The sequence below is a fragment of the Burkholderia sp. SJZ089 genome (assembly GCF_007828315.1).
Lineage (GTDB): Bacteria > Pseudomonadota > Gammaproteobacteria > Burkholderiales > Burkholderiaceae > Burkholderia > Burkholderia gladioli.
On record NZ_VIUM01000002.1, the window covers coordinates 599,474 to 625,623 of the forward strand.

General features: G+C 64.3%; 21 protein-coding genes, 1 tRNA gene and 1 pseudogene. 10 read left to right on the forward strand and 13 right to left on the reverse strand.

The window, feature by feature from the left end; all coding sequences use genetic code 11:
- Nucleotides 1-94: 94 nt before the first annotated feature.
- The 3 genes from FB600_RS05800 to def form a co-directional block, all read right to left on the reverse strand.
- Entirely contained in the window at nucleotides 95-742 is a 648-nt protein-coding gene (locus FB600_RS05800) for a LysE family translocator (protein ID WP_036048800.1), read from the reverse strand.
- A gap of 205 nt (nucleotides 743-947) precedes the next feature.
- Nucleotides 948-1,931 (reverse strand): methionyl-tRNA formyltransferase, encoded by a 984-nt coding sequence (gene fmt / locus FB600_RS05805; protein WP_145756353.1) that lies wholly within the window; start codon nucleotides 1,929-1,931, stop codon nucleotides 948-950.
- 23 nt (nucleotides 1,932-1,954) lie between these two features.
- Nucleotides 1,955-2,458, reverse strand: coding sequence for a peptide deformylase (def, locus tag FB600_RS05810; RefSeq protein ID WP_013699751.1), 504 nt, complete (start codon nucleotides 2,456-2,458; stop codon nucleotides 1,955-1,957).
- Nucleotides 2,459-2,676: 218 nt separating this feature from the next.
- On the opposite strand from def, the gene dprA reads away from it, so the two are divergent.
- The 3 genes from dprA to FB600_RS05825 all read left to right on the forward strand — a co-directional run bounded on the left by dprA (nucleotide 2,677) and on the right by FB600_RS05825 (nucleotide 7,298).
- Nucleotides 2,677-4,059: a DNA-processing protein DprA gene (gene dprA / locus FB600_RS05815; RefSeq protein WP_145756354.1), complete on the forward strand. Its 1,383-nt coding sequence runs from the start codon at nucleotides 2,677-2,679 to the stop codon at nucleotides 4,057-4,059.
- Nucleotides 4,059-4,439 carry a thioredoxin family protein gene (locus tag FB600_RS05820; protein WP_013699753.1) on the forward strand — a complete coding sequence of 127 codons (381 nt, stop codon included), beginning with the start codon at nucleotides 4,059-4,061 and terminating at the stop codon, nucleotides 4,437-4,439. Before dprA ends, FB600_RS05820 begins: the two co-directional genes overlap by 1 nt.
- Nucleotides 4,440-4,649: 210 nt before the next feature.
- Nucleotides 4,650-7,298: a DNA topoisomerase III gene (locus FB600_RS05825; RefSeq protein ID WP_046575281.1), complete on the forward strand. Its 2,649-nt coding sequence runs from the start codon at nucleotides 4,650-4,652 to the stop codon at nucleotides 7,296-7,298.
- Nucleotides 7,299-7,422: 124 nt separating this feature from the next.
- Here FB600_RS05825 and FB600_RS05830 read toward each other — a convergent pair whose 3' ends face one another.
- Complete coding sequence (locus FB600_RS05830; RefSeq protein ID WP_025097238.1) at nucleotides 7,423-8,475, reverse strand: LysR family transcriptional regulator; 1,053 nt, start codon at nucleotides 8,473-8,475, stop codon at nucleotides 7,423-7,425.
- 398 nt (nucleotides 8,476-8,873) lie between these two features.
- Between FB600_RS05830 and FB600_RS05835 the strand changes: the two genes are divergently transcribed.
- Complete coding sequence (locus FB600_RS05835) at nucleotides 8,874-9,893, forward strand: D-2-hydroxyacid dehydrogenase family protein (RefSeq protein ID WP_013699756.1); 1,020 nt, start codon at nucleotides 8,874-8,876, stop codon at nucleotides 9,891-9,893.
- A 72-nt stretch (nucleotides 9,894-9,965) separates the two neighbouring features.
- On the opposite strand, the gene FB600_RS05840 is transcribed toward FB600_RS05835, so the two are convergent.
- Together FB600_RS05840 and FB600_RS05845 are read right to left on the reverse strand one after the other, a co-directional pair.
- Complete coding sequence (locus FB600_RS05840) at nucleotides 9,966-10,844, reverse strand: patatin-like phospholipase family protein (protein ID WP_098181472.1); 879 nt, start codon at nucleotides 10,842-10,844, stop codon at nucleotides 9,966-9,968.
- Nucleotides 10,845-10,898: 54 nt separating this feature from the next.
- The gene (locus FB600_RS05845; RefSeq protein WP_145756355.1) at nucleotides 10,899-11,303 is read right to left on the reverse strand and encodes a PaaI family thioesterase; all 405 of its coding nucleotides are present in this window, start codon (nucleotides 11,301-11,303) and stop codon (nucleotides 10,899-10,901) included.
- Nucleotides 11,304-11,493: 190 nt separating this feature from the next.
- On the opposite strand from FB600_RS05845, the gene FB600_RS05850 reads away from it, so the two are divergent.
- Nucleotides 11,494-11,569, forward strand: a tRNA-Lys gene (locus FB600_RS05850).
- Between the two features lie 17 nt (nucleotides 11,570-11,586).
- Here the strand turns inward: FB600_RS05850 and FB600_RS38040 are convergent.
- From FB600_RS38040 to FB600_RS05870, 3 genes and pseudogenes are all read right to left on the reverse strand, one after another.
- Nucleotides 11,587-12,662 (reverse strand): annotated as a pseudogene (locus tag FB600_RS38040) (tyrosine-type recombinase/integrase).
- Between the two features lie 212 nt (nucleotides 12,663-12,874).
- The gene (locus FB600_RS05865) at nucleotides 12,875-13,261 is read right to left on the reverse strand and encodes a hypothetical protein (protein WP_145756358.1); all 387 of its coding nucleotides are present in this window, start codon (nucleotides 13,259-13,261) and stop codon (nucleotides 12,875-12,877) included.
- Nucleotides 13,239-13,748, reverse strand: coding sequence for a hypothetical protein (locus FB600_RS05870; RefSeq protein WP_127837649.1), 510 nt, complete (start codon nucleotides 13,746-13,748; stop codon nucleotides 13,239-13,241). Before FB600_RS05870 ends, FB600_RS05865 begins: the two co-directional genes overlap by 23 nt.
- Here FB600_RS05870 and FB600_RS05875 point away from each other — a divergent pair.
- The 5 genes from FB600_RS05875 to FB600_RS05895 all read left to right on the forward strand — a co-directional run bounded on the left by FB600_RS05875 (nucleotide 13,747) and on the right by FB600_RS05895 (nucleotide 20,898).
- Entirely contained in the window at nucleotides 13,747-15,900 is a 2,154-nt protein-coding gene (locus tag FB600_RS05875; protein ID WP_145756359.1) for a DEAD/DEAH box helicase family protein, read from the forward strand. The genes FB600_RS05870 and FB600_RS05875 overlap by 2 nt on opposite strands.
- A gap of 18 nt (nucleotides 15,901-15,918) precedes the next feature.
- Nucleotides 15,919-17,544 (forward strand): class I SAM-dependent DNA methyltransferase, encoded by a 1,626-nt coding sequence (locus FB600_RS05880; protein WP_098181468.1) that lies wholly within the window; start codon nucleotides 15,919-15,921, stop codon nucleotides 17,542-17,544.
- Nucleotides 17,541-18,887 carry a restriction endonuclease subunit S gene (locus tag FB600_RS05885; protein WP_145756360.1) on the forward strand — a complete coding sequence of 449 codons (1,347 nt, stop codon included), beginning with the start codon at nucleotides 17,541-17,543 and terminating at the stop codon, nucleotides 18,885-18,887. Before FB600_RS05880 ends, FB600_RS05885 begins: the two co-directional genes overlap by 4 nt.
- Nucleotides 18,888-19,610: 723 nt before the next feature.
- Nucleotides 19,611-20,435, forward strand: coding sequence for a hypothetical protein (locus FB600_RS05890; protein WP_145756361.1), 825 nt, complete (start codon nucleotides 19,611-19,613; stop codon nucleotides 20,433-20,435).
- Between the two features lie 19 nt (nucleotides 20,436-20,454).
- Nucleotides 20,455-20,898: a hypothetical protein gene (locus FB600_RS05895; RefSeq protein ID WP_145756362.1), complete on the forward strand. Its 444-nt coding sequence runs from the start codon at nucleotides 20,455-20,457 to the stop codon at nucleotides 20,896-20,898.
- Between the two features lie 220 nt (nucleotides 20,899-21,118).
- Here the strand turns inward: FB600_RS05895 and FB600_RS05900 are convergent, their stop codons facing one another.
- The 4 genes from FB600_RS05900 to ada form a co-directional block, all read right to left on the reverse strand.
- Entirely contained in the window at nucleotides 21,119-21,598 is a 480-nt protein-coding gene (locus FB600_RS05900; protein ID WP_145756363.1) for a hypothetical protein, read from the reverse strand.
- A 302-nt stretch (nucleotides 21,599-21,900) separates the two neighbouring features.
- Complete coding sequence (gshA, locus tag FB600_RS05905) at nucleotides 21,901-23,514, reverse strand: glutamate--cysteine ligase (protein ID WP_186016327.1); 1,614 nt, start codon at nucleotides 23,512-23,514, stop codon at nucleotides 21,901-21,903.
- Between the two features lie 184 nt (nucleotides 23,515-23,698).
- Nucleotides 23,699-24,664: a DNA-3-methyladenine glycosylase family protein gene (locus tag FB600_RS05910; protein WP_098153501.1), complete on the reverse strand. Its 966-nt coding sequence runs from the start codon at nucleotides 24,662-24,664 to the stop codon at nucleotides 23,699-23,701.
- Nucleotides 24,661-25,749, reverse strand: a complete 1,089-nt coding sequence (gene ada / locus FB600_RS05915) for a bifunctional DNA-binding transcriptional regulator/O6-methylguanine-DNA methyltransferase Ada (RefSeq protein ID WP_164467606.1) — start codon at nucleotides 25,747-25,749, stop codon at nucleotides 24,661-24,663. The genes FB600_RS05910 and ada overlap by 4 nt, the downstream gene beginning before the upstream one ends.
- Between the last annotated feature and the right edge of the window lie 401 nt (nucleotides 25,750-26,150).

Below are 26,150 nucleotides of genomic sequence, written 5' to 3' on the forward strand. Positions count from 1 at the left end.
TTGTAAGCGAATCGTTAGATAAGGGCGTGTCGGAAAAATTCAATATCTCGAAATGACGAAACGCGTGAGTGACAGAACGCGTATCGGCACCGCCTCAGCGCTGGGTCGCCGCGGCCAGCCGCAGGCCGAGGCCGACGAAGGCGCTGCCGACCAGGCGGTCGAGCCAGGTCTTCAGCGCGCCGTTGCCGGCGAAGCGCCGCGTGACGGTGCCGGCCACCCAGGCCACCACCAGGCTCCAGATCAGGCCCTGCAACACGAATACGCCGCCCAGCGCGAGGAACGCGAGGGTCTTGTGCGCGCTGTCGGCCGCCACGAATTGCGGGAAGAACGAGATGAAGAACAGCACCACCTTCGGGTTCAACACGTTGGTGGTGACGCCCTGCACGAACAGCTGGCGCAGGGGGCGCGCCGGACCGGCGGCAGCCGGTGCTTCGGAAGACGCCGGCGTCGCGGCGGGCCGCGACAGCACCAGCTTCACGCCGAGGTAGATCAGGTAGGCGGCGCCGGCGTACTTGACGGCCGTAAAGGCCAGCGGCGAGGCGGCGATCAGCGCGGTCAGCCCGAACGCGCAGGCCAGCGTGTGGACGCCGCAGCCGGCCGCGATCCCGAACGCCGAGACGATGCCGGCGCTGCGGCCCTGCGCGACGCTGCGGCCGACGATATAGGCGGTATCCGGGCCGGGCGTGATGTTCAGCAGGAACACGGCCAGCACGAAGAAACCGAAATGGGTGATGCCAAGCATGGGGGGACCTTCGAAACCGCGGCGGGGACAGCAGGCATTCTACGCGTCTCGTCGCGCGGGCGGCAGCGCTTGGGGCGCAACCTCGGCGGCGGCATTAACGGCATTCGCGGCGATCGCGACGCCGCGCGGCGAGGCGGCACCGGAGCGGATCGCACGCCGCCCGAAGCGCCGCGCGATCGCCGCCGGCTTCGGCCCCGCCCGCCGCTCAGGCCGGCTCGGGCAAGGCGAAACGCTGGCCGGCCGCGAGCGGCGCGCCGGCCAGGAACTCACGCGCGGGCAGCCGCTTGCCGCCCGGTTTCTGCAACTGCGTGACGCGCAGCGTACCGCTGCCGCAGGCGATCAGCACGCCTTCGGCACCAGCTTCGACGATGGTGCCGGGCTCGGCCGCGCCGCGCGCGGCCACCGCCTCGGCGGCCCACAGCTTCAGCACGCTGCCATCGAGCGTACCCGCGCCGCCCGGGAACGGATCGAAGGCGCGGATGCGCCGCGCCAGTACCTCGGCCGGCTCGCGCCAGTCGAGCGCGGCCTCGTGCTTGCCGATCTTCTCGGCATAGGTGATGCCCTCGGCCGGCTGCGGCGTGGCGGCGAGCTTGCCCTCGCGCTCGAGCTTCACCAGCGCCTCGACGATCAGTTGCGCGCCGAGCGTCGCGAGCTTGTCGTGCAGCGACGCGGTGGTGTCATCCCCGGCGATCGCCACGCGCGCCTCCGAGATCATCGCGCCGGTATCGAGCCCCGCATCCATCTGCATCAGCGTGACGCCGGTCTCGGCGTCGCCGGCCTCGATCGAGCGGTGGATCGGCGCGGCGCCGCGCCAGCGCGGCAGCAGCGAGGCATGGATGTTGATGCAGCCGTGGCGCGGGATATCGAGCACTTCCTGCGGCAGCAGCAGCCCGTAGGCGGCCACCACCATCACGTCGTGCGGCGTGGCGTTCAGCGTGTCGAGCGCGGTGGCCGCCTCGGCCGGGAACTTGCCGTTGCGGCGCAGCGAGGGCGGCTGCGCGACCGGCAGGCCGTGTTCGAGCGCGTATTGCTTGACCGCGCTGGCCTGCAGTTTCATGCCGCGCCCGGCGGGCCGGTCGGGCTGGGTCAGCACCAGCGGCACCGGGAAGCCGGCTTGATGGATCGCGGCCAGCGCGGCCGCGGCGAATTCCGGCGTGCCGGCGAAGATGACGCGCAACGAATGGCTCATGGAGGATCGGTCCGTCACGCGCGTCACATCGCGCGTTCGAGTTTCTTCATCTTGCTCTTGATGCGGTTCTGCTTGAGCGGCGAGAGGTACTGGACGAACACGCGGCCCATCAGATGATCCATCTCGTGCTGGATGCAGACCGCCAGCAGCCCCTCGCACTCGAGCTCGAAGGGCTGGCCGTCGCGGCCCAGCGCGCGCACGCGCACGTGATCGGGCCGCTCGACCTCGTCGTAGACGCCCGGCACCGACAGGCAGCCTTCCTCGTAGACCTGCTTGCCGTCGCTGGACCAGACGATCTCGGGATTGATGAAGACCTGCAGCGCGTTCTTGTCCTCGGAGGTGTCGATCACGATCACACGCTCGTGCACGTCCACCTGGGTGGCGGCCAGGCCGATGCCGGGCGCGGCGTACATGGTCTCGGCCATGTCGTCGACCAGCTTGCGGATGCGATCGTCGACCACGTCGACGGGCTTGGCCACCTTGTGCAGCCGTTTGTCGGGGTAATGCAGGATGTTCAGAAGCGCCATGATGTTTCGATTCGGAAAGCGGTTGGGGCGGGCGGACCGGCCATTCGGCCGACTGGCCGCGCCGTCGCGATAGCCGGAAGATGAGGCTGCAATCGCGCGATATCCAGCGCGCAGCCCAACGCGGCGGGCCGGTGCGCGCGATCGTTCGTTTTATTTCGAATGGCGAAAATTCTAGCATGGCGGCTTGCGCGTCGCAGGCCGTGGGCCGGGCGGGGCCGATGAGCGCGGCCGTGCCCGCGCGCGAGACGCTGCTTGCCTGGTTGCATCTGGCCTCGGTGCCGAGCCTGCCGGCCGCGGCCTGCGAGGCGCTGCTGCGCGCCTTCGATTCGATCGAGGCGCTGTTCGGCGCCGATCACGCGCGGCTCGCGGCGCTGGTTGGCCCGGCCGTCGCGCGTATCGTGCTGGGGCCGCGCGGCGCGGGCTGTGAGGCGGCCGCCGATGCCGTGCTCGACTGGCTCGCCACGCCGCACGCCCGCCTGCTCACACGCCACGATCCTGCCTACCCGCCGCGCATCGCGATGCTCTACGATCCGCCGCCGCTGCTATATGTAAGAGGCGATCCCGCCTGGCTGCAAGCGCGCGCGGTGGCGATGGTCGGCAGCCGGCTCGCCACGCCGCAGGGCCGCGCCGATGCCGCCTATTTCGCGCGCCGCTTCGCCGACGCGGGGCTGGTGGTGGTGTCGGGGCTCGCGCGCGGCATCGACGCGGCCGCGCATCGCGGCGCGCTGGAGGGCGCGGCCGGCACCGTCGCGGTGGTCGGCACGGGGCTCGATCGCGTCTACCCTGCCGCGCATCGGCAACTCGCCCGGCAGATCGCGGCGCACGGCGCGCTGCTGTCCGAATGGCCGCTCGGCACGCCGGCGCGCGCGGCCAACTTCCCGCAGCGCAATCGCCTGATCGCGGCGCTCTGCGAGGGCGTGCTGGTGGTCGAGGCGGCGCCGCGCTCGGGCTCGCTGATCACCGCGCGCCTGGCCAACGAGCTGGGCCGCGACGTGTTCGCGATCCCCGGTTCGATCCATGCCCCGCTCTCGCGCGGCTGCCATGCCCTGATCCGCGATGGCGCGAAGCTGGTCGAGACGCCGGCCGACGTGCTGGTGGAGCTCGGCATCGCGGCGGTCGACGTCGATGCGATGGTCCGTGAAGGCGAAGCGGCAAGCACTCGCTCCGCCGCGAAGCGCAGCCGCCATGCCGACGCTCACGATTGCGCCACGCGCGATCCAGCCTATCCGCGAGACCGCCCGGATCTGGAATGCACCGACGACGGCGCATCGCCACGCCACGTCGACGGCGGCGCCGATCACCTCACGCCGGCCAGCGGTGCCGCCCGGCAAGGCGCCCCCTTGCCGCCCGAGGCGCTGGCCCTGCTCGACGCGCTCGGCCACGGCCCGGTGCCGGTCGATCTGCTGGCCGCGCGCGCCGGCATCGCCGCCGACGCGCTGCCGCACCTGCTGCTACGGCTGGAACTGGCCGGCCGCGTGGCGAGCCTGCCCGGCGACCGCTACCAGCGGCTCGACGCACCCGCCACGCCCCCCGCGCATGCCGTGCTACATTCCGGCGATATGGCGCAACCCGCGCCACCGCCATCCAGCAAGGAACCGTGATGCCCGCGCTGAACCTCGACACCGACGCCGATCGGATCGCCGAGCGCCTCCGTGACCCCAACGCGCTGCTCGTCGCCTGCCTGTGCGCCGAATGGTGCGGCACCTGCCGCGACTACGACGACACCTTCGAGCGGCTCGCCGCCGCCCATCCCGAGGCCTGCTTCGTGTGGATCGACATCGAGACCCATGCCGACCGCCTCGACGATTTCGACGTCGAGAACTTCCCGACCATCCTGATCGAGGACGCCCACGCCGTGCGCTTCTTCGGCACCGTGCTGCCGCACGCGGGCATCGTCGAGCGGATGCTGAGCGATCTGAGCGCGATTCCCGGGGTGACCCATGCGCCGAAACTGCGCAATCTGCTCGACGTGGCCGTCTGACCCCGAAGTCGATGCATCTGCACACCGATCGCTCGCACCCCGCCGAGGCCCGCGCCACACGGCGCTTCGGCAGGCTTGCCGGCGCTTCGGCCCCCACTTATGATGGGCCGCTTTTTACGCGAGCCGGGTGACGACCCGGCGCCGTGTGCTATAAAGCCGACGTAAAAGGGCCGTCAGACGGCCATCCGGTCTATCCAACCCACTCGAGTCATGTCCAAAGCACTGATCATTGCGGAAAAGCCTTCTGTCGCGAACGATATCGCGCGGGCCCTGGGCGGCTTTACCAAGCATGACGAATACTTCGAAAGCGACGACTTCGTCCTATCGTCCGCGGTCGGCCACCTGCTCGAAATCGCCGCGCCCGAGGAATACGAGGTCAAGCGCGGCAAATGGAGTTTCGCGCATCTGCCCGTCATCCCCCCGCATTTCGACCTCAACCCGATCGCAAAAAGCGAATCGCGGCTCAAGGTGCTGACCAAGCTGATCAAGCGCAAGGACATCGACCGCCTCATCAACGCATGTGACGCGGGGCGCGAGGGCGAGCTGATTTTCCGCCTGATCGCGCAGCACGCGAAGGCCAAGCAGCCGGTCCAGCGCCTCTGGCTCCAGTCGATGACGCCGGCCGCGATCCGCGACGGTTTCGCCAAGCTGCGCAGCGACGCCGACATGCAGCCGCTGGCCGACGCCGCCCGCTGCCGCTCGGAAGCCGACTGGCTGGTCGGCATCAACGGCACGCGCGCGATGACCGCCTTCAACAGCAAGGGCGGCGGCTTCTTCCTGACCACCGTCGGGCGCGTGCAGACGCCGACGCTGTCGATCGTGGTGGAGCGCGAGGAGAAGATCCGGCGCTTCGTGCCGCGCGACTACTGGGAAGTGCGCGCCGAATTCGTCTGCGCCGGCGGCTTCTACGAAGGCCGCTGGTACGACCCGAAATTCAAGCGCGACGAGCACGATCCCGAGAAGCGCGATTCGCGCCTGTGGGCGCTGCCGGCGGCCGAAACCATCGTGGCGGCCTGCCGCGGCCAGATCGGCGTGGTCAGCGAGGAATCCAAGCCCTCGACCCAGCTCTCGCCGCTGCTCTACGACCTGACCAGCCTGCAGCGCGAGGCGAACAGCCGTTTCGGCTTCTCCGCCAAGAACACGCTGGGCCTGGCCCAGGCGCTGTATGAAAAGCACAAGGTGCTGACCTACCCGCGTACCGACGCGCGCGCGCTGCCCGAGGACTACCTCGGCACCGTCAAGCAGACCATGGAGATGCTCAAGGAGAGCAACAACTACCTGCCGCACGCCAAGCAGGTGCTCGACAAGGGCTGGGTCAAGCCGAACAAGCGGATCTTCGACAACGCCAAGATCAGCGACCACTTCGCCATCATCCCGACGCTGCAGGCGCCCAAGGCCCTGTCCGAGCCGGAGCAGAAGCTCTACGACCTGGTGGTCAAGCGCTTCCTGGCGGTGTTCTTCCCGGCGGCCGAGTACAAGGTCACCACCCGCATCACCGAGGTGGCCGGCCATCACTTCAAGACCGAGGGCAAGGTGCTGGTCGAGCCGGGCTGGCTGCAGGTCTATGGCCGCGACGCCGAGGGCGCCGATGCCAACCTGGTGCCGGTGCAGAAGGACGAGAAGGTCAAGACCGACAAGATCGCCGCGCACCAGCTGGTGACCAAGCCGCCCGCGCGCTATTCGGAAGCCACCCTGCTGTCGGCGATGGAAGGCGCCGGCAAGCTGGTCGAGGACGACGAGCTGCGCGAGGCGATGGCCGCCAAGGGGCTCGGCACGCCGGCCACGCGCGCGGCCATCATCGAAGGCCTGCTCGGCGAGAAATACCTGATCCGCGAAGGCCGCGAGCTGATCCCGACCGCCAAGGCGTTCCAGCTCACCACCCTGCTGCGCGGCCTCGGCGTGAAGGAGCTGACCGCGCCCGAGCTGACCGGCGAATGGGAATACAAGCTCTCGCAGATGGAACGCGGCAACCTGCCTCGCGATACCTTCATGCAGGAAATCGCGCGGATGACGCAGACCATCGTCAAACGCGCCAAGGAATACGATTCGGACACGATCCCGGGCGACTACGCGACGCTCCAGACGCCGTGCCCGAATTGCGGCGGCCAGGTGAAGGAGAACTACCGGCGCTTCGCCTGCACCAAGTGCGAGTTCTCGATCTCCAAGATCCCGGGCAGCCGCCAGTTCGAGATCCCCGAGGTCGAGGAACTGCTGCAGAAGAAGGAAATCGGCCCGCTGTCGGGCTTCCGCAGCAAGATGGGCCGGCCGTTCTCGGCGATCCTCAAGCTGTCCTTCGACGACGAGACCAAGAACTACAAGCTCGAGTTCGATTTCGGCCAGGACCAGGGCGGCGAGGACGGCGAGGCGCCCGACTTCTCCGCGCAGGAGCCGGTGGGCGCCTGCCCGAAGTGCGGCGCTCGCGTGTTCGAGCACGGCATGAGCTATGTCTGCGAGAACTCGGTGGCCAACCCGAAGACCTGCGACTTCCGCTCCGGCAAGGTGATCCTGCAGCAGGAGATCGCTCGCGAGCAGATGGCCAAGCTGCTGTCGGACGGCCGCACCGACCTGCTGCCGAACTTCAAGTCCTCGCGCACCGGCCGCAACTTCAAGGCCTTCCTGGTCAAGCAGCCCGACGGCAAGATCGGCTTCGAGTTCGAGAAGAAGGAGCCGAAGCCGGGCGCCGCCGCCAAGAAGACCGCGGCGAAGAAGACCGCCGCGGCCGCCAACGAGGACGGCGCCGGTTCGGATGCGGCCGAAGCCGCAGTACCGGCCAAGAAGACGGCCGCCGCGAAGAAGGCGCCGGCCGCCAAGAAAACGGCTGCGGCCAAGAAGGCACCGGCTCGCAAGACCGGTTCGTGACGAGGTAGCGCGGGGCGGCCCTTCGTGGGCTGCCCCTCGCCATCTCGGGCAAAGCGATCCGCAAGACGCAAAAAGCGCGCTGTCCTCACGGACAGCGCGCTTTTTTGTGTTCGGCGCCTACGGCTTAGAGCGGCGTCGGCGCGGTCACGCGCTGGCGATTCTTCGGCAGCGGCGCCGGCATCGACGGGCCGGCCGGGCGCGAGCTGCCTTGCGGCGCGGCGGCCAGGTCAGACTGCGACGGCGGCTGCAGGCCGCTGCCGGCCCACTGCTCGCCGAGCGCCGTTTCCGGCGAATGGCTGAAGTGCTCGACCAGGTGATCGATGAAGGTGCGGACCTTGGCCGGCAGGTGGCGACGGCTCGGGTACGCAACGTTGATCTCGACTTGCGGCAGGCGGTAGTCGGGCAGCAGGCGCACCAGCTTGCCGCGCGCCGTGTCGCCGCCGATCAGGTAGCTCGGCAGCATCGCGATGCCCATGCCGAGCAGCGCGAACTGGCGCAGCATCTCGGTATTGTTGGCGACGATCACATTGGTCGGCCGCACCCGCACCTCGCCGTCCGGCCCCGTGAACACACGCTCGTCGCCCCAGTATTCGGAGGGCAGGCTCAGCGAGGGGTGCTCCATCAAATGCTCGGGATGGGTCGGCACGCCATGCTGCTCCAGGTAGGCGGGCGTCGCGCAGACCGTCATGCAGCCGGTGGTCAGGCGGCGCGTGACGATGCTGGCGCTGCGCATCTGCCGCGCGATCACCACGCCGACGTCGAAGCCTTCCTCGACCAGGTCGACCTGGCGGTCAACGAGGGTCAGGTCGGGAATCACCTTGGGATAGCGCTGGGTGTAGGTCTGCAGCACCGGCGCGAGGTTGTGCAGGCCGAACACGACCGGCGCGACGATGCGCAACGTGCCGACCGGCTCATGATTGCGCGCCACCACCATCTGCTCGACGTCCTCGAGCTCGTCGAGAATCTGGCGGGCACGTTCAAGATAGACCTGACCGGATTCGGTCAGGGAAAGGCTGCGCGTGGTCCGGTTCAGCAGGCGCGTGCCGAGCCGGCCTTCGAGATCCGCGACATGGCGCGTGGCCACGGCGTTCGAGATATCCATCGCACTGGCCGCTCGCGCGAAGCTGCCCAGATCCGCCACCTTGACGAACACTCGCATCGACTGCAAATGATCCATAACCACTCCCGCCGCTGTGCTTTACAGCTTCAAAATTGTGTAGCAAATGCGTAATTCTCCTACGACAGCGGATTTGGTGCAGAGTTGCCGTCAGAGTGTGGGAAATCCACAAAAAATGTTCGCCCCAGCCCGGGCTTGAGCCAGGATTCATCTAATTATTCTGATCACAGAAACAATAGGCTCCGAATACGCCCATTTTCTACGCCAGCTCAACGGTGGCCGGCATTGCGTACGATCAGCGATCGACAAGATGGCGCCGCAGCGCCCGTAACAAGCTGTTAAAAAGCGATACACCCGCGCCGCCGCCGTCATAAGATCATGGCGGCCCCGCCGTGCGGGCCGCCGGCGCGCCTTGTCGCCCGGTGCTTTCCGTCTTTCGTGCCGCTTCCGAACCCTTCATGAAAATAGCCATCCTCGACGACTATCAGGACGCCGTCCGCAAGCTCACCTGTTTCGAGTTGCTCGCCGACCACGAGGTTAAGGTCTTCAACAATACCGTGCGCGGGCTCGGCCAGCTCGCGAGCCGCCTCGCCGAAGTCGAGGCCCTGGTCCTGATTCGCGAACGTACGCACATCACCTCGCAACTGCTGGCAAAACTGCCGCATCTGCGCATGATCAGCCAGACCGGCAAGGCTTCCAGCCATATCGACATGGCTGCCTGCACCGAGCGCGGCATCGCCGTGCTGGAAGGCACCGGCTCGCCGGTGGCGCCGGCCGAGCTGACCTGGGCGCTGATCATGGCCGCCCAGCGCCGCATCCCGCAGTATGTCGCCAACCTCAAGCAGGGCGCCTGGCAACAATCGGGCCTGAAGACCTCGGCGATGCCGCCCAACTTCGGCCTCGGCCAGGTGCTGCGCGGCCAGACGCTCGGCATCTGGGGCTACGGCAAGATCGGCCAGATGGTGGCCGGCTACGGCAAGGCCTTCGGCATGAAGGTGCTGGTGTGGGGCCGCGAGCATTCGATCGAGCGCGCGCGCGCCGACGGCCACGACACGGCGGCCAGCCGCGAAGCCTTCTTCGAGGAGGCCGATATCCTCACCCTGCATCTGCGCCTGAACGACGAGACGCGCGGCATCGTCAAGCAGGACGACCTGATGCGCATGAAGCCGACCTCGCTGCTGGTGAACACCAGCCGCGCCGAACTGCTCGAGGACAGCGCGCTGGTCAATGCGCTCGCCTACAACCGGCCGGGCATGGTCGCCATCGACGTGTTCGAGAGCGAGCCGATCCTGCAGGGCTACAGCCTGCTGCGCATGGAAAACGTGATCTGCACGCCGCATATCGGCTATGTCGAGCGCGAGAGCTACGAGCTGTATTTCGGCGCCGCGTTCCGCAATATCCTCGCCTTCGATTCGGGCGACATGTCGAGCGTGGCCAACCCCGACGCGCTGGTCGGCGGGCGCAGCCGGCGCGCCTGAGCGGCGCCGGGCAAAGGCATGGCGGCGCCTTGCGCGCCGCCGCCCGTCTCTATCTTTCTGTCTATCGAAGCCTCAGGACGCGACGCTTTCGCGCCGCGCCTGCGCAGCTTCCGTTCCCATCGCGGCGACGAAGTCCTCGCCGTCGCGGCGGCCGAGATCGTAGGCGTGCTGCATCTGGCCGGGGCTCGTGTAGTCCCAGCTCGAGATCGGCACCTTGGCCGAGGGCTGCACGTAGAGACGCGTCTGCTCGCCGTGCGCGACCGTGAAGCGCTGCGGCCGCGGATAGCGCCGCGTCACCATCACCAGCACCCTGCCCGGCGTGGCGTCGAGCGCGCCGACCGGCACGTTGTCGACCATCCCGCCATCCAGCACCGGCCGCCCCGCGCGACGCAGCACCGGCGTGAACGGCGGCGTGCACGAGGACTGCAGGATCAGGTCGGCCAGCTCGTCGACATGGGCGCAATCCTGGGCGCGCACGAACTCCGGGCGAAAGCCGAGCGACTGGCCGAGCGTGGGATGCAGCGTCTTGCGGATGTATTTCTCGATGTTGTAGGCGATCAGGCCCGCCGCCACCGCGCTGCGCGCGCCGAGCCAGCGCGGCACGTGCGACACGCCGATGCGGATTTCCGGCGCGTCGGCCAGCTGGGTGAAGCGCTCGCCGTAGATATCGACCAGCGCCTGCCGATAGATCCGGTAATGCGGGAACACCGGCTTGCCGCGCAGCAGGTTGCCCCAGTAGGCGTTCCTGGTGTTGCCGCGCAGGGCGTCCAGGTAATAGCGCATCACCCATTGCGAGTCGCTCGTATAGAGCATGCAGGCCGTGGCCGCGCCGGCCGAGATGCCGGTGATCACGCGCGGACGGATGCCGAGCGCCGGTTGCGCGACGTCCCAGAAACCCGCCTGCCACCAGCAGCGGTTGCCACCGCCGGCGAATACGACCTGGTCGAACATGGACTGACTCTCTTTCTCTCTTCGTTTGTCTGGCTGGATTGCCGTTGCCGCGGCTCAGTTGACGAGCGCGTAGGTGGAGGTGGCATGCACCGCCATCCGCCCTTCGTCGTCGAGCACCTCGATCTCGCCGAACACGAGGTTGCGGCCCATGCGCAGCACGCGCGCCGTGACCAGCAGGTCGCCGCAGCGGACCGCGCGCATGAAGCTGGTGTTCAGCGCGACGGTGGTCATCGGCCGGAATTCGCCGAGCTTCAGCGAGATCGCGGCGAGCATCGCCGTGTCGGCCGCGGCCATGAACACCTGGCCGCAGATCACGCCGCCCGAATGCCGCAGCTCGCCCGAGAACGGCAGGCGCAGCGTCACCGCCTCGTCCGATACGGCCACCGGCACCAGCCCGAGCGAGCGCACCCAAGGCGCGAGCAGCCGATCGAGCAGCTCGCGAACCGCGTTCTCGTCCATCGTGGAATCCTCGGCAGGGCCGCGCGAATGCTGCGCGGCGGATGTGGGCGTCATCATACCGGGAGCGTCGAGGGCTCGACGTTTCGTGCGCCGAGGAAGGCCTCGGGATGGGTTCCAGAACTTTTTGGAGAAAAAAGCGAGAAAGGGCTAGACACGGGGCGGAAGCTCGTGCATAATCTTTTTTCTGTTGGGGGCGTTAGCTCAGTTGGTAGAGCAGCGGACTCTTAATCCGTAGGTCGAGTGTTCGAGTCACTCACGCCCCACCAAAGAATTCCCTTCAGAATCAAGAAACTATGCCGCCGCTAGTCAGCGGCATTTTTTCTTTCTGCTCCCCCAATCTTGACCAAAACTTGACCGTACCTGCGTGTTCGGCCAAGTGACTGGGGGCGAGGTGGGCGTACTTCTGCACCATCTCAATCGTTTCCCACCCGCCCAGTTCCTTCAGCACCATCAACGGCGTGCCGCGCTGGACATGCCAGCTTGCCCATGTGTGGCGCAGATCGTGCCAGTGAAAATCGTCGATGCCGACTGCTTGGCAGGCCCGCTCCCAGTCTCGTGTGTCGATTTGCTGGATGCGAGCATCGAGCCCTTCCCCGCGAGTGAAAACGAGACGCTCTGAAGACTCTAACCGGCGAGCGAGCACACCCACCGCGTCGTCGTTCAGCGGCACTGAGCGCGCACGCTTGGATTTCGCCCCCTATGCGTGATCCACGCATTGCACTGGGCCAAATCGACCTGGGACGGCGTAAGCCCAAACAGCTCGGACTGACGCATGCCCGTGGCGACCGCCACAATGGTAGCGTCACGCATCCAGCGCAATCGCAGTGCATTGATGAGCGCCGCGATAACCTCGGGCGGCTCCCATCGGACACGCACGTCCGGCTCGAAGTACCGGGGGAGTTTGGGCACCCGGTCGATCCACTCCCATGCCTCGCACAGATTCAGCAGACGCTTGATAGTAGCGATATACCGATTGCGCGTGCTGCCGGTCAGCTGCTCGGCAGGCTTACCCTTAACAACTCGATGCGTGGGCAAGGCGTCCGTGATTTCGTCGGCTGTTAAAGAACGAACCGAGCGGCCCGAGAACTGCTCGCGCCAGTACGCGACATGCCGCAGCTTGGTGGCGTAGTCGCGCTGGCCCCCACACTCCCGTAAGAACTTGACGGCCGCTTCCTCGAAGGAGCGATCAGGCACTTCGCCCAGCTTGTCCTGTCGCCATAGTTCAGCCTTCAGGCAGTCGTGGTATTTCTGGGCCGCCTTCCGGTCTTTGGTTTCAGTAGAGCGTCTAATTCTTTCGCCGCCTGGCGTGCGGATGTCGAGATGCCAGACCCCGGAATTTTTATCTTTGCGGATGGACATTGATTCTCTCCAGCGACCCGCATCGATAGCCGGGTCACATTGTTCTTGGTTTCACAGAGTTCGGCAAGCCGGGACGGCAATACTCGCCAGACGCGTGAGCCCGGCAGCCGGAACCCGACACGGTGCCGCATCGCGAAAACCGTGCTGTAGGACAGTTGCAGTCGGTCGGCAACCTGCTGCAGCGTCAGGGCCATTTCCTCATTCATGGCGGCTCAGCCTTCTTTGGCGCCGACCAGCATGGTCACGATGGGGGCACGCCCCCGTGTTCGCTCCACGGTAATCAGGCCCGCCGCCTGGAGGCGGTCGAGCGCCTCGTATTTGGCGTCCCGGGCGACCCCCAGAACGGCCAGCGCCTTCGCTCCCAGCTTGACGGTATGGGTCTTCTGGAGGCCGGCCAGGTATTGCAGGGCAAGCGCCACATGCAAGGTCTTCCCTGGCAGGCAGGCCGCCCGGCCGATCCAGTCCAGGGGAATCGGCCCCTTGATGAACCGGCCGCCGTGGGACACGGGCCTGACCGGAGCTTCTCCTTGCACTGGAACCAGCGCCTGAGCAGCGTGCGACCACGACAGCCTCACCTCATCGATCGCGACCGGCATCATGCGACGACGGTTCGTCTTTCAGGTTGGTGGCCTGTAGCACCTCATATGCGCCGAGGTCCCGGTTCGACTTGATGCGAACCCAGTGTGTTTTTGCCAGATTGGCCCCAGCGTGTGCGGACTGAGACCATGTGTCGAGGCGACCATCCGGGCCGGGCATGTTCACCAGCCACACGAAAGGATTTCCGTCGCGGGTTACCCCGACGTACAGCTGCTTCGCCTTCGCCTCTTGGGCGAGGGCTGGGTACAGTTCGGGCCGCACCAGATAAACGTCGTTATCCTCCTTCAGCTCCACGACAGCGACTGGGATAGTCCAGTCTGGGTTCGGGTTCACACGGACGTAAGCCTGAGGGCTGGGCTTGCGGATGGGCACCCGGTGCTGCCTTCCAAACCACGGTTGCAGCCTGCTCAACAGCGTTCGTCCGATAAAATACGAGGCCGCCTCCAAACTGACCAATCCGACCGCAAGGGAATTGAAGGAAACGCTCATGGCACCGAACACGAACGAAGCCTTCTCCCGCGTGAAGATTGACGCTCAGCTCAAAGACAAAGGCTGGGACGTGCTCGATACCAACTCGGTCCGGTTTGAATATGTGCTGCCCGACAAGACGAAGGCCGATTACGTACTGTGCGACCGCAATGGGCGCGCGCTCGCTGTCATCGAGGCCAAGAAGGCATCCATCAATCCCGCGCAGGCCGAAGCGCAGGCTAAGGGGTACGCTGAGCAGATCAAGGTACCTTACATTTTTCTCGCCAACGGCGACGAAATTCGCTTTTGGGAATGGCAACGCGAAGCATTCCCGCGCGCAGTCAAGACATTCTTCTCGCAAGATGACCTGGAACGCCGCGCCGCGACGGCCCAGGTGAAACGCGATCCGTTGACCATGCCCATCGACCGGCACATCGTCGAGCGTGATTATCAGACCGAGTGCATTGATACCCTGTGCCGGGAGATCGGCGCAGGCCGTCGCAAGTTGCTGGTGGAGATGGCGACCGGCACAGGCAAGACCCGTACCGCCGCAGCGTTCATCAAACGGCTTTTCGAAGCGAATGCGGTCACGCGCGTACTGTTTCTGGTGGATCGCATTCAGCTGGCAAGGCAGACAGAGGATGTGTTTGTCGAGCACCTGACCGACTATCCCTCCTATGTGCTGCGGGCCGGACGCCGATTTCAGGACGAGAAGCGCATCACGATCACTACGCTGCAAAGCATGGTGAACATCTACCGTGACTATTCGTCTGGCTATTTCGATTTGGTGATCTCAGACGAATGCCACCGCTCGATTTATGGCAAGTGGAGCGGCGTGCTGAAACACTTTGACGGCATTCAAGTCGGGCTAACCGCCACACCGTGCGTCGCGAACCCGGAAGATTTCGGTGACGACGAGGACAAGCTGTTCATTCGCGACACGTTGCGCTTCTTTGAGGTAGATCGCCCGACCTTCAGCTACAAGATGAAGGATGCGATCCGGGACGGCTACCTCGTGCCCTATCAGGTTTTCAAGGCTAAAACAGTCAAGACGGCGGCGGATGGCGGCTTTCCGGTAAGCCGGAAAGAACTCGACTGGTCGGCGATGGATGCCGAGACGCATGCCGAACTGGAAGCGCTGTTCGGCAGTCAGGACACCATTGTCGTTGACCCGTCCGTGCTGGAGCGGAAATTCACGATCCCCGAGCGCAATCGCGCAATCGTGCGCGAGTTCCGTGAAGTGCTGACCAACGGCTTTACCGACGCGCAGCGCGTGCTACGCAAGCCGCTGATCGGCAAGACCATCGTGTTTGCCGTCAACAAGCGCCACGCGGAAACGCTGGCGACCATGTTCGACAAAGCGTTCGCCGACCAGAAACCCTCGCCGGACGTGCGCTATGCCGATTACGTGGTGTCTGGTGCTGGCCCGGACGACACGGCAGACGGTATGACCAAAATCAAACGATTCAAAAAAGAACCGTTCCCCCAGATACTGGTCTCCGTGAACATGCTCGATACCGGCTTCGATTGTCCTGAAGTAGTGAACCTCATCTTTGCCCGCTTCACCCGATCCGCGATTCTGTATCAACAGATGCGCGGGCGCGGCACGCGCAAAGCGAAGGGCAAGCCAATCTTCACTTTGTTCGATTTCGTCGGAGTGACCGACTATCACGGCGACATCGAAGGCCCGGGCGAAGGCGGCATTGTCGTCGAGCGCCCCCGCAAACCCAGGGGCGAACCACGCAAGCTCATTTCCCTGGACGTTGACGATCATATCGACCCAGCCACGCGCGAGTGGATAATGGTCGATGAGAACGGCAACATGGTATTCCCGGAAGCTTCGGAACAACGTCGCGCGGAGATCGGCGCACGCTTCGAGGCGTGGATGCTTGAGCGCGAGGATGCGCTGATGCCCGATCAGCAACGGTGGCTGCTGACCGTGGGCAGTCAGCTCCGCGCCAACGCCGACACCTGGGACGAATTCACGACCGGGCATTTCGCGTTTCCGCCATTCACGTTGATGGGCGGATTGCCGGAAGCCGCCCGCATCTTTGGCGGAGACGCAAAACTGGGTGCGCTGCTGGACGGCCTGAACACCGCGGTCTATTTATCCCAAGGGAACGATTCCGATTCTGCAGTGCTTGTACAACAGCAGGCACCGTCACAACACTAAACAAGTTAGATAGAAGCAATGCCCCTTACCCCCGAGATGCGCCGCGATGTCGAACAGATACGCAACTATCTGTTCGGCGGCGGCTACCCTGATCCCGTCAGCAACGCAGAACAGCTTTCGTTCCTGTTTTACTTCTATCTGGTCGAAGGAATCGACGCCCAGAACCAGATACGCGCCAAGGTATTGAAGCAACCTTACGAAAGCGTGTTTGCTGGAGACTGGACACTCAAAAATCCGCTGAACGCCCCGCAGAAGGGCAAGAAAACCATCGCGCGGGAGCGTTTTCGCTGGTCCATTTGGGCCAAGGGCCTGTCTGGTGAGCCCCTGGTTCGCTTCGTGCGCGACGAGGTTTTCTCGTTCTTCACCGAGCTGGCTGGGGACTCCGCCGTAAACTTCATGCACGGCGCGCGACTCGTGATTGATGAGCCGACGGTGCTGACTCAGGTGGTGACGCTGATTGACGGCCTTCGGCTTGACCGTGCCGATGCCGACACCAAGGGCGACCTGTTCGAACATGTGTTGCGACAGATCAAGCAGGCAGGCGAACTTGGCCAGTTTCGCACGCCACGCCATATCATCCGCGCCATTGTCGAGATGATCGACCCACAGGTGGGCGAGACGATCTACGATCCAGCGGTGGGTACGTCCGGCTTCCTCGTTGCCGCCTATAACCATATTCGCCTGGCGAATTCTTCGCCTGCCGCGATTCAGCGCGTTGAGCTCGACGGCAAAGTTCAGGCACGGGGGCTGGGCGACCGGCTATCGACGAGGCAAATGTCGGCGTTGCAAAATCAGACGTTCTTCGGCAACGATGTCGACCCGAAGATGGTGCGATTGGCAACCATGAACCTGACGCTGCGTGGCTTACCGAATGTGCGTATTCTGCAGCGTAACGTGCTGACGACGACGCTTGATGCCGAAAGCAAGGCAGAGCTAGGCTTGCCCGAGTCTGGTTATCACGTTGTCCTAGCAAACCCACCGTTCTCTGGTCGAGTGGACAAGGACCGCATTGTCGATGATGTGAAGATCGGCACGACGACGGCGACCGAACTCCTGTTCCTGAAATACATGGTGGACTCGCTGCGTCCGGGAGGGCGCTGCGGAGTGGTCGTGCCCGAGGGCGTGCTTTTCGGCTCGACCGGCGCGCACAAGGAGCTGCGGCGCCAGTTAATCGAAAACAACCGCGTTGAGGCGGTAATGAGTTTGCCGGGTGGTGTTTTCCAGCCGTATTCGGGGGTGAAGACGTCCGTACTGTTTTTCCGCAAAGGAGGCAAGACTGAGAACGTCCTATTCCTACACGCCGAAAACGACGGCTACAAGCTGGACGCGAATCACGACGTTGCCATCGAGGACGATGACCTGCCGATGCTGATCGCCGCCTATCGCGACCGCGAGCAGAACCTCCGGACGTGGGGAGCGCGTGATGCGGCTGCACAATGGTCGGCACAGTGGTGGTTTGCCGATATCGACACCTTGCGCGCCAACGACTTTAATCTCGCCGCTGGGCATTACCGTCCGATGAGCCAGGAGCAGATCGAGCACCAAAATCCGGGTGAGTTGCTTGGCGAGCTGGCCGCTATCGAAGCTGAGATTACTGAAGAAATCGAGGCACTGCGCGCTGCGTTGGCGGAGCGTGCAGCATGAGTCGGTGGGAAGTGAAAACAATCGGAGAAATTTGCGAGATCAACCCTCGGTTGTCACGGGACCATAGTATTGGTAACGATCAACAGGTCTCGTTTGTTCCGATGGCAGCAATTGATGAAGTGTCGGGCACGATACAGGATCGCCAAGAGAGACCATTTTCCCAGGTGAGGAAGGGTTACACGCACTTCAAAAACGGTGACGTGCTATTCGCCAAGATCACACCTTGCATGGAAAACGGCAAGGCGGCGATCGCCTCTAACTTGACGGGTGGGCTCGGTTTCGGTTCGACAGAGTTCCATGTTCTTCGCGCGAAGAACGAAGTTCTCCCCGAGTGGCTGTTTTACTTCGTTAGACAGTCAACCTTCCGTGCCGACGCAAAGCGAAATTTCACTGGAACGGCCGGTCAGCAGCGCGTTCCCACAACTTTTCTTTCTTCAGCAACGATCCCAGTTCCGCCGTTGGCCGAGCAGCGTCAGATCGTCGACCTTCTCTCCCGCGCCGAGGGCATCGTCCGCCTGCGCCGCGAAGCGCAGGCCAAGGCGCAAGCCATCATCCCAGCGTTGTTCGTTGAAATGTTCGGTGACCCGTCGACGAATCCGAAGGGGTGGGCGATACGAACAATCAGGGATCTTGTCGCTCGGTTTGAAGGCGGGAAGAACCTGCAAGCCGGTAGTGAAGACGGAACGCCTTACAGAATTCTGAAGGTCAGCGCAGTTACATCCGGCCATTACCTAGAGTCGGAGAGCAAGCCAGCGCCGGCTGGTTACGAGCCGCCGAGTAACCACCTAATTCAACCAGGAGATATGCTTTTCTCTCGAGCCAATACCCAGGAACTTGTGGGCGCTACGGCGATAGTCGCGAAGACGAACGGCAAAACCCTTTTGCCGGACAAGCTCTGGCGGTTCATTTGGAACGAAGAGGTCGATCAAGCCTACATGCACGCTCTGTTCCAGAACCGGTATGTACGAGGTGAACTCGGAACGCTGTCGACCGGGACAAGTGCCTCGATGCGAAACATCTCCCAGGAGAAGTTATTCCGGCTAAGACTGCCTGTTGCGCCGCTCCCAATGCAGAGGACGTTCGGCCGATACGTTGAAAACCTACGGTCAGTCCTCGACCAGCAAGCCCTCGCCTTGCAGAAGGCGGAACAGATCTTCGAGTCGATCCTAGCGCAGTCGTTCGCCGGTGAATCCAAACCAGTCAATGCAAGCGAGGAGCGATCCCCTGAACGTACTGAAGTAGGAACCGGGCAGCCGCCTCGCGGGCGAAATTCTCATCTACACCGTAGTGCGGGACATGCACGCGACCAGCGTGCAAATCAAGCCAATACGGCCCACGAATGAACCGCGTAGGCTCGTGGTTAACCTGCCGACGTAGCCGGACCTTGACCGTGGTGTCGGAGATTTCAGAGGTGGCCGTGAACTCTTCGATTGTCTCGAATTGGGGCTGCATCATGCTTTCTCCTGTACTAAGGGAAGTGACCGAAAACACCTTGACCAAAACTTGACCGAAGTAGGCAAAAATAGCCCCTAAATGGGCGGAAAGCGCAGCCGATTAGGAGGCGGCTACCGCTGCAAGTCATTGATTTGACTGCGCTTTGATTTTTGCCTATTTGCAGGAAGCGGGACTCTTAATCCGTAGGTCGAGTGTTCGAGTCACTCACGCCCCACCAGGAATTCTCGACAAAAAGCCCAGCCTTTACGGTTGGGCTTTTTGCTTTGCGGGATCGATGTCGGCGAGGTGGTCAGAAGTCGTATTGACGCTTCAGCAACCCTTCCATTGCCCGACTCGGCGCCCCCGTCACAGTGAGCTTTCCTGCGCCATCACGAAGAAAGTGACTGCCTTTCTCTCCACATCCATCCAATCCCCTCGTTCTTGACGCATGTACAACCGCACGCATCAACTCGCGATCAAGCACAAAACGGCCATGTTACGTTCCTCCGGATTGTCGGCGTAAGGAATCTGAGGAAGCCCTTCCACGGGCTTCCCATGGATATACGAATTCGTCTCCTGGAGGCGGGCGCTGCGATGACGGCCCTTCCCTCGTATATGGAGACGGTTGAACAATGGCCTCGGTCAAAATTAACTTGGGGTTTGGCGAACAAGCAATCCTCTCCGACAATGCAAGCTCGGGAATCTGGACGGCGAAGCATCAACAGGACGCCAAGGAATTTCTGCGGCGCTGGCCGCGAACACGTTCCGTCCACGAAGAGCGCGATTACCTGCGGCAACTCCGACTTCGCACGGAATACAACCCACTCGGCGTGAATTCCTGCGATGCGAGCGCTTCGCTTCGATCGGCCGTGAGAGGCGGCAAGCTAACGGTCGTGATAGAGCGCATGCCGAGACAATCGAGCGAGTGTTGCGGAGCGCCTCAGCCCACGTTCCAAAGCCGCGCTATTGGACCTTCTCGTCGATCGTTCGCTGAGATGGCAGCAGATAGGCCTGGCACGTCCACCATCCTGAGTGATGCAGCTTCCGCTCCGAAGTCGTACTCTTGGGCGCAGCGTTACGACGACGTGAGCGCCGCCGATCTGGTCAAATATCTGGAAAGCGTTATCGCCAGCACGCAGAGCGCAGCGATTGCTCCAGACACCGCCCCATCTTCGTCACTTGGCGACGCGCACGCATTCGAGTACGTCGACAAGATGCCAGGCGACGGCTCCTTCGAGATCGCAAAAACGCCGAATACAGGCAAACCGGGCACCTGGCACACGAATCCCGGCAGCGGCCAAATGCGGTTGTACGGAGGTGATGGCAACCCGGCGGTCGATTTCGATTTTGACCATGATCACGGCCAAGGCATCCCACACGCACATAACTGGGCAATCAGCCCACTTACTGGCAAGCCGCTACGTGGGCCCGGGTCGCCTATGTCCATTCTTCCCTGAGCACAGTCGGAGCACGAGGATGCAATACGAAAATTATCAAAACGTCGTCGCACTCAAGGGCGATGGGCCGACATTTCACGACGCCGAGTTGGTCGGAATCGAACATCGTCCGGCCGATCGGGAGTTGCTACTTCGATTCGCCCGGTTTGGCGGAACGACAGGGATTTTCCGCTTCGTAGGTGTTGTCTCCCAGCGAATCGTCGACTTCGCCGAACAAAACGTCGTCTCGCGTCTTCTCATTTCGCCGACATACAGCTTCTCTGCGACCGAGGTCGAACAGTGGTCCCGATGGGTGGACAGCAGAGACGACTTCCAAGCAACTGTGGATCGAAAGCTAATCGATCAGCGTCTCGCCGATTTCGTCGCGGGACGGAAGGCTTTGTTTGTTCTCGAGCCGTCGTGTGGAGCGGAGGTAGCCGTGGTGTGTGACTCGATCTTTCTTGGCTTGGCACCAGAGGCTTGATATGCAAAGGGACTGGTGATGAAGAAAGATCGGGAGATGGCCCGGGCCGTGAGCGGAGAAGATACGATCCCTCCAGCGTAACCGGTGCACGAATTTACGGCGTTGGAGGCAGCCGGCTTTCTCAATGTATCGCGCTCGTTCGTGGTCAACGCAATCAAAGCCGGCCTACTCAAGTGTCGAATGGTCGGAGCGCGATCCCGGACCGCGCTCGCGGACTTCATCACATACTCAAGTCGAATATGCGAAAGACAGGTCGCGGTGCTGAATCTGCTAGCGGCCAGCGCAACGGAGTTGGAACCGAATTGCCAAGGCGGATGTCTGCTGACTCCATATCGGGCGCCGCGCTGAGATCACGCCCGAACTCAGACTCGACGTCATCAACTCGTCCGGCCACGCAGGAATATCCACCTTGCTCAGCCAGCCCAATCGAATCAAGCCGACCTAGAAAATCCGAGGCACAGCGGCGATATCCATTCACATCCATCCCGCCGTTGGCCCCATGCTCGCCGCCCACCCGCAGCAATGAGCCTTCGGCTTCCAACTCACATATACGTTGCATAAGCGCCTCAATCTGCTCGGCCTGACGATAGCATTCAGCGCCCATCGCAACCAGTTGTGCGATCAGATCTTCGCGGGTGTAGTCGTTCGGAAAATTGCGCTGTCGCGGATGAACAGGCTTGGCATGCTTGTGTTTGCTCATTGCGTGCTTCCCTCGATCAGAGCGCCCGCAACAGGAGTAAAAGCGGGCGCCGTGGCGGGTCGGCAGATCGGACACGGCACCATTTCCACCGAGACCCGCACATTGAAACGATGGGCGTGCCATGTCAGGCGCACGCCCACGTGAGGTATTGCACTACCAGAGCCGCCAAGCTCGGGCCGCCGCTGTTTCGGTAGCACTGCGGAATATAAAGCACGATGGACTTCCGAGCCGCCATGGATTCAGCAAAGTCTGTCCTTCGACAAACAACAGCCAGCAAATCCAATCGCAGCCCTGCCCGGACCTCACACGCTGAACCGATTCAACGTATAAGCCCGATAAGCCGCCACGAACGCATCGAACGACCCACCATCCTTGCCTTCGAGTTCCACCTGCTCGGCCAGCGACTTCTCCGCGAGCCGCTTCGCCGCATCCGCCGCCCCCGCATCAAGCGGCCGCGCACGGAAGTAAGCCGCATGCGCCTCGCTCTGCCGCCGCGCGAAGTCAAGAAACGACTCCCCCCGCTCCCGCATCTCGCGCAGCACACGCGCCGAAGGCGTGGACTCCGGATCATCGAGCTTGACGCGCTGCGCCGCCACCGCGCGCGCATGCACATCATCACCACGAATCTCATCAAGCACGCGCGCCGCCGCCTCGATCTTCACGAACACTTCCTCGGCCCAGTCGCGCATCGAGATCGCCGCGCCGTCGCGCACCAGTTCCAGCCCCGGCTTGCGCCCTTCCATCGTCACGCGGCCGAAGTTCGCATTGGCTTCGCGATACGCATCGCATTCGAGCTTCGCGCTGTCATCCAGCGCACACACCAGCAGATACGCATCCATGAAGCGCGCCGTGTCCAGCGCGATCCCCGTCGGCTCGAACGGATCGATATCGAGGCAGCGCACCTCGATGTACTGCACGCCGCGCGAGGCGAGCGCATGCAACGGCCGCTCGCCCGAGTAGGTCACGCGCTTCGGGCGGATCGTCGAGTAGAACTCGTTCTCGATCTGCAGCACGTTGGTATTGAGCTGGATCCACTCGCCGTCGCGATGCGTGCCGATCGCCTCGTAGGCCGGATAAGGCTCGCTGACCGCCTTCGACAGCGCATCGAGGTAGGCATCCAGCGAGTTGTAGTCCGCCACCAACGCAGCCTGCGCCGTGGTGTTCGAATACCCGAGATCGCTCATGCGCAGGCTGGTCGCGTAAGGCCGATACAGCGTGGTGGCGTCGAAGCTCTCCAGCGTGCTGTCGCGCCCGCGCAGAAAGGCCTTGTCGAGCGCCGGCGAAGCACCGAACAGATACATCAGCAGCCAGCTGGTGCGACGGAAATTGCGGATCTGCGCGAGATACCGCTCGGACTGAAAATCGACCTCGCTGGCCGCCGATTGCGCGTGCTCGCGCAGGCGCAGCCAGATGTCCTCGTGCAGCGAATAGTTGTAGTGGATTCCGGCGATGCACTGCATGGTGCGGCCGTAGCGATAGGCCAGGCCGCGCCGGTAGATGGTCTTCAGGCGGCCGATGTTCGAGCTGCCGTAATCGGCGATCGGGATCTCGTCGTCGGCCGGCAGCTTGCCGGGCATCGACTCGTTCCACAGCATCTCCTCGCCGAGCGCGGCATACACCTCCCGATGCAGCGCGTCGAGCCGCTCGAGCGTGAGCGCGACATCGCGCTCGGCCGGCGTGATCAGCTCGATCAGCGCCTCGGAATAATCGGTCGTCAGCGAGGGATGGGTGAGCGCGGAACCCAGCGCGCGCGGATGCGGCGTCATCGCGATCATGCCGTCGCGCGTCACGCGCAGGCTTTCCTTTTCGATGCCGCGCAGGCCGTCAACCAGACGCTCGCGCGAGGGCCCGGAGGCCAGCACGTCGAGGCGTTGCTGCAGCAAGTCGGTGTGGCTGGAAATCATCTTGTTCGACATGGATGCCAGGAAGCAGGCATGGCGGTTTGCTGCCACGCACACCGCCCGCCGGGATTGACGGTAGCGGGCACTTTAACATCTCGCCGTAAGGCTCGCTTGAGCCGCCCCGGAATCGCGTCAAAGCCAGGCTGGGCGGGGCTTTGCGCGATGCACCAGCGCCCGGCTCCACGCCCGTCGACAACCCTCAGCCGCCGCGCGCGCCGCCGGCCCGGTCGGCAATTTCATTCCACAGATGCATCGCCGCATAGGCGCGCCACGGGCGCCATGCGTCGCTGCGCGCGCGCTGGCTCGACAGACGCTCGAGCGCGGGGTCGCGCGCGGCGATCGACTGCATCAGCACCAGGTCCGAAGCCGGCCAGGCGTCGGCGTCGCGCCAGGCGCGCATCGCGATGTATTCGACGGTCCACGGGCCGATCCCCGGCAGCGCCAGCCAGGCCTGGCGCAGCGCGGCCAGGTCGAGCGGCACGCCGGCCGCGTCCACCGCGTCGACCGGCACCTCGCCCGCGGCCACCGCCGCCGCAACATCTTGCAGCGCGGCAATCCGCTTGCCCGGCATGCCGATCCCGGTCAGATCACAGGCCGCCAGCGCGGCCGGTTCGGGAAACCACCAGCCGACAGCGGGATGCGGGGGCGCCGCGAGCGGCTCGCCGGCGCGCTGGACCAATCGTCCGATGATGGTGGTGGCCGCCTTGACGCTGACCTGCTGGCCGACGATCGCGCGCAAGGCCAGCTCGAAGGCCGACCAGGCACCCGGCACGCGCAGGCCCGGCGCCGCGGCCAGCAGCGGCGCGAGCCAGGGATCGCGCGACAGGTCCCGGGCGATCGCCGAGGGCTCGGCGCCGCAGTCGAACATGGTGGAGAGCCGCGCGGCCAGCGCCGCGTCGGCCCGTTGCGCGACCGCGCCCTCGACGGTCGCGACCAGGCAGCGGCGACGCGCATGACGCCGCACGATCAGCACGCCATGCGCGCCGCGATATTCGATGGCGCGCAGGTAGGCGCCGTCGCTGACGGTTTCGACGCCGGGAATCGCGCGCCCGGCCAGGAAGCGCAGCAGGCGCGGCCAGTCGTAGGGCGGGCGCAACGGCAGGTCGATCTCGACGCGCGCCGCTTCGTCCGGCGCGCTGGCCGTGCTTGCCAGCACCTCGCTCATGCAGCGTCGTCGAGCGACAGCGCGGCCGGCTCGCCCGCCGCGTGCCGCGCCTCGGCGGCGAGCAGCGCGAGCTTGCGCGCCGTGCCCCAGCGATAGCCCGTGGCCGTGCCGTCCTTGTGGATCACGCGATGACAGGGGATCGCCAGCGCCACGGGATTCGAGGCGCAGGCGCTGGCGACGGCACGCACCGCGCGCGGCGAACCGACCGCCTCGGCGATCTGCGCGTAGCTGCGCGTCTCGCCGTAGGGGATCTTCTGCAGGGCTTCCCAGACGCGCTGCTGGAATGCCGTCGCGCTGATGTCGAGCGGCAGCGCGATGCGTTCGCTCGAACCGCGCAGATAGGCATCGATCTCGGCGAGGAAGGGCGCGAGCCGCTCGGGCGCGGCCACGCATTCGGCATTCGCGAAGGTATCGCCCAGGTCGGCGACGAGCGACGCTACAGCATCGCCAAACGCAATCTTGCAGATGCCGCGCTCAGTCGCGGCGACCAGCACCTGGCCCAGCGGCGTCGACGCGGTCGCGTACTCGATGCGCAGCCCCGCGCCCTTGCGCCGGAATGCCGAGGGCGCCATCCCGAGCTCGCGCGGCACGGCTTCGTAGACGCGCGACGAGGACTGATAACCGGCATCGACGGCCGCTCGCGTGACGGGCGCGCCGCCTTCCAGCGCATCGCGCAAGGCAGCGCCGCGGCGCGCGGCCTGGTACTGGCGCGGCGACACGCCGACAACGCGCTTGAACAGACGCTGCAGGTGGAAAGGGCTGACATGCACGGCCGCGCTCAACTCGGCCAGCGTGGCGCGATCGCTCGCGTCGAGCACCGCGCAGGCGCGCCGCACGATCTCGACCTCGCGCGGCTCGCGCTCGGGCTGGCAGCGCTTGCAGGCGCGAAAGCCGGCGGCACGCGCGGCGGCCGGATCGTCGAAGAAACTGACGTTCTGGCGGCGCGGCATGCGCGAGGCGCAGGTCGGGCGGCAGAACACGCCGGTGGTCTTCACGGCATAGAAAAAAGCGCCGTCGGCATCGGCGTCGCGCGCGACGAGAGCTTCCCAGCGGGCTTCGTCGGTCGAGTACGGGGTGGGCATGATCGCCTCGCAATAACAGTGAGAACGGGTTCAACTCTACGCGGCGAGCCACCCGCTGCCTGCCGGAATCTTGCTCTGATATTCGGGTGAACTAAAGGGGGCGCCATCGCCCTGGGGATGCCGCATCCCCGCATCCGCAATTAAGCGAAAACTACACCCAAATCCGCCAGCCTTTGCCGCAGCGCGCGATCGGGCCAAAAGGGTGCGACAGAACGACTCTCTGACGATTTTTTGCAGTTGGATTATTGCGCCGCACCATCCGCCTGTGTATAGTTGGACCTGTCTCCTCCATGTCTCCTCCTGATATGGATTAAGCCCGCTCCCCTTGAGCGGGCTTTTTTTCGTCCTGAATCTGCCAGGGCGAGCCATCGATCCAACGATTCTGCCCGCATCGGGCCACGCCC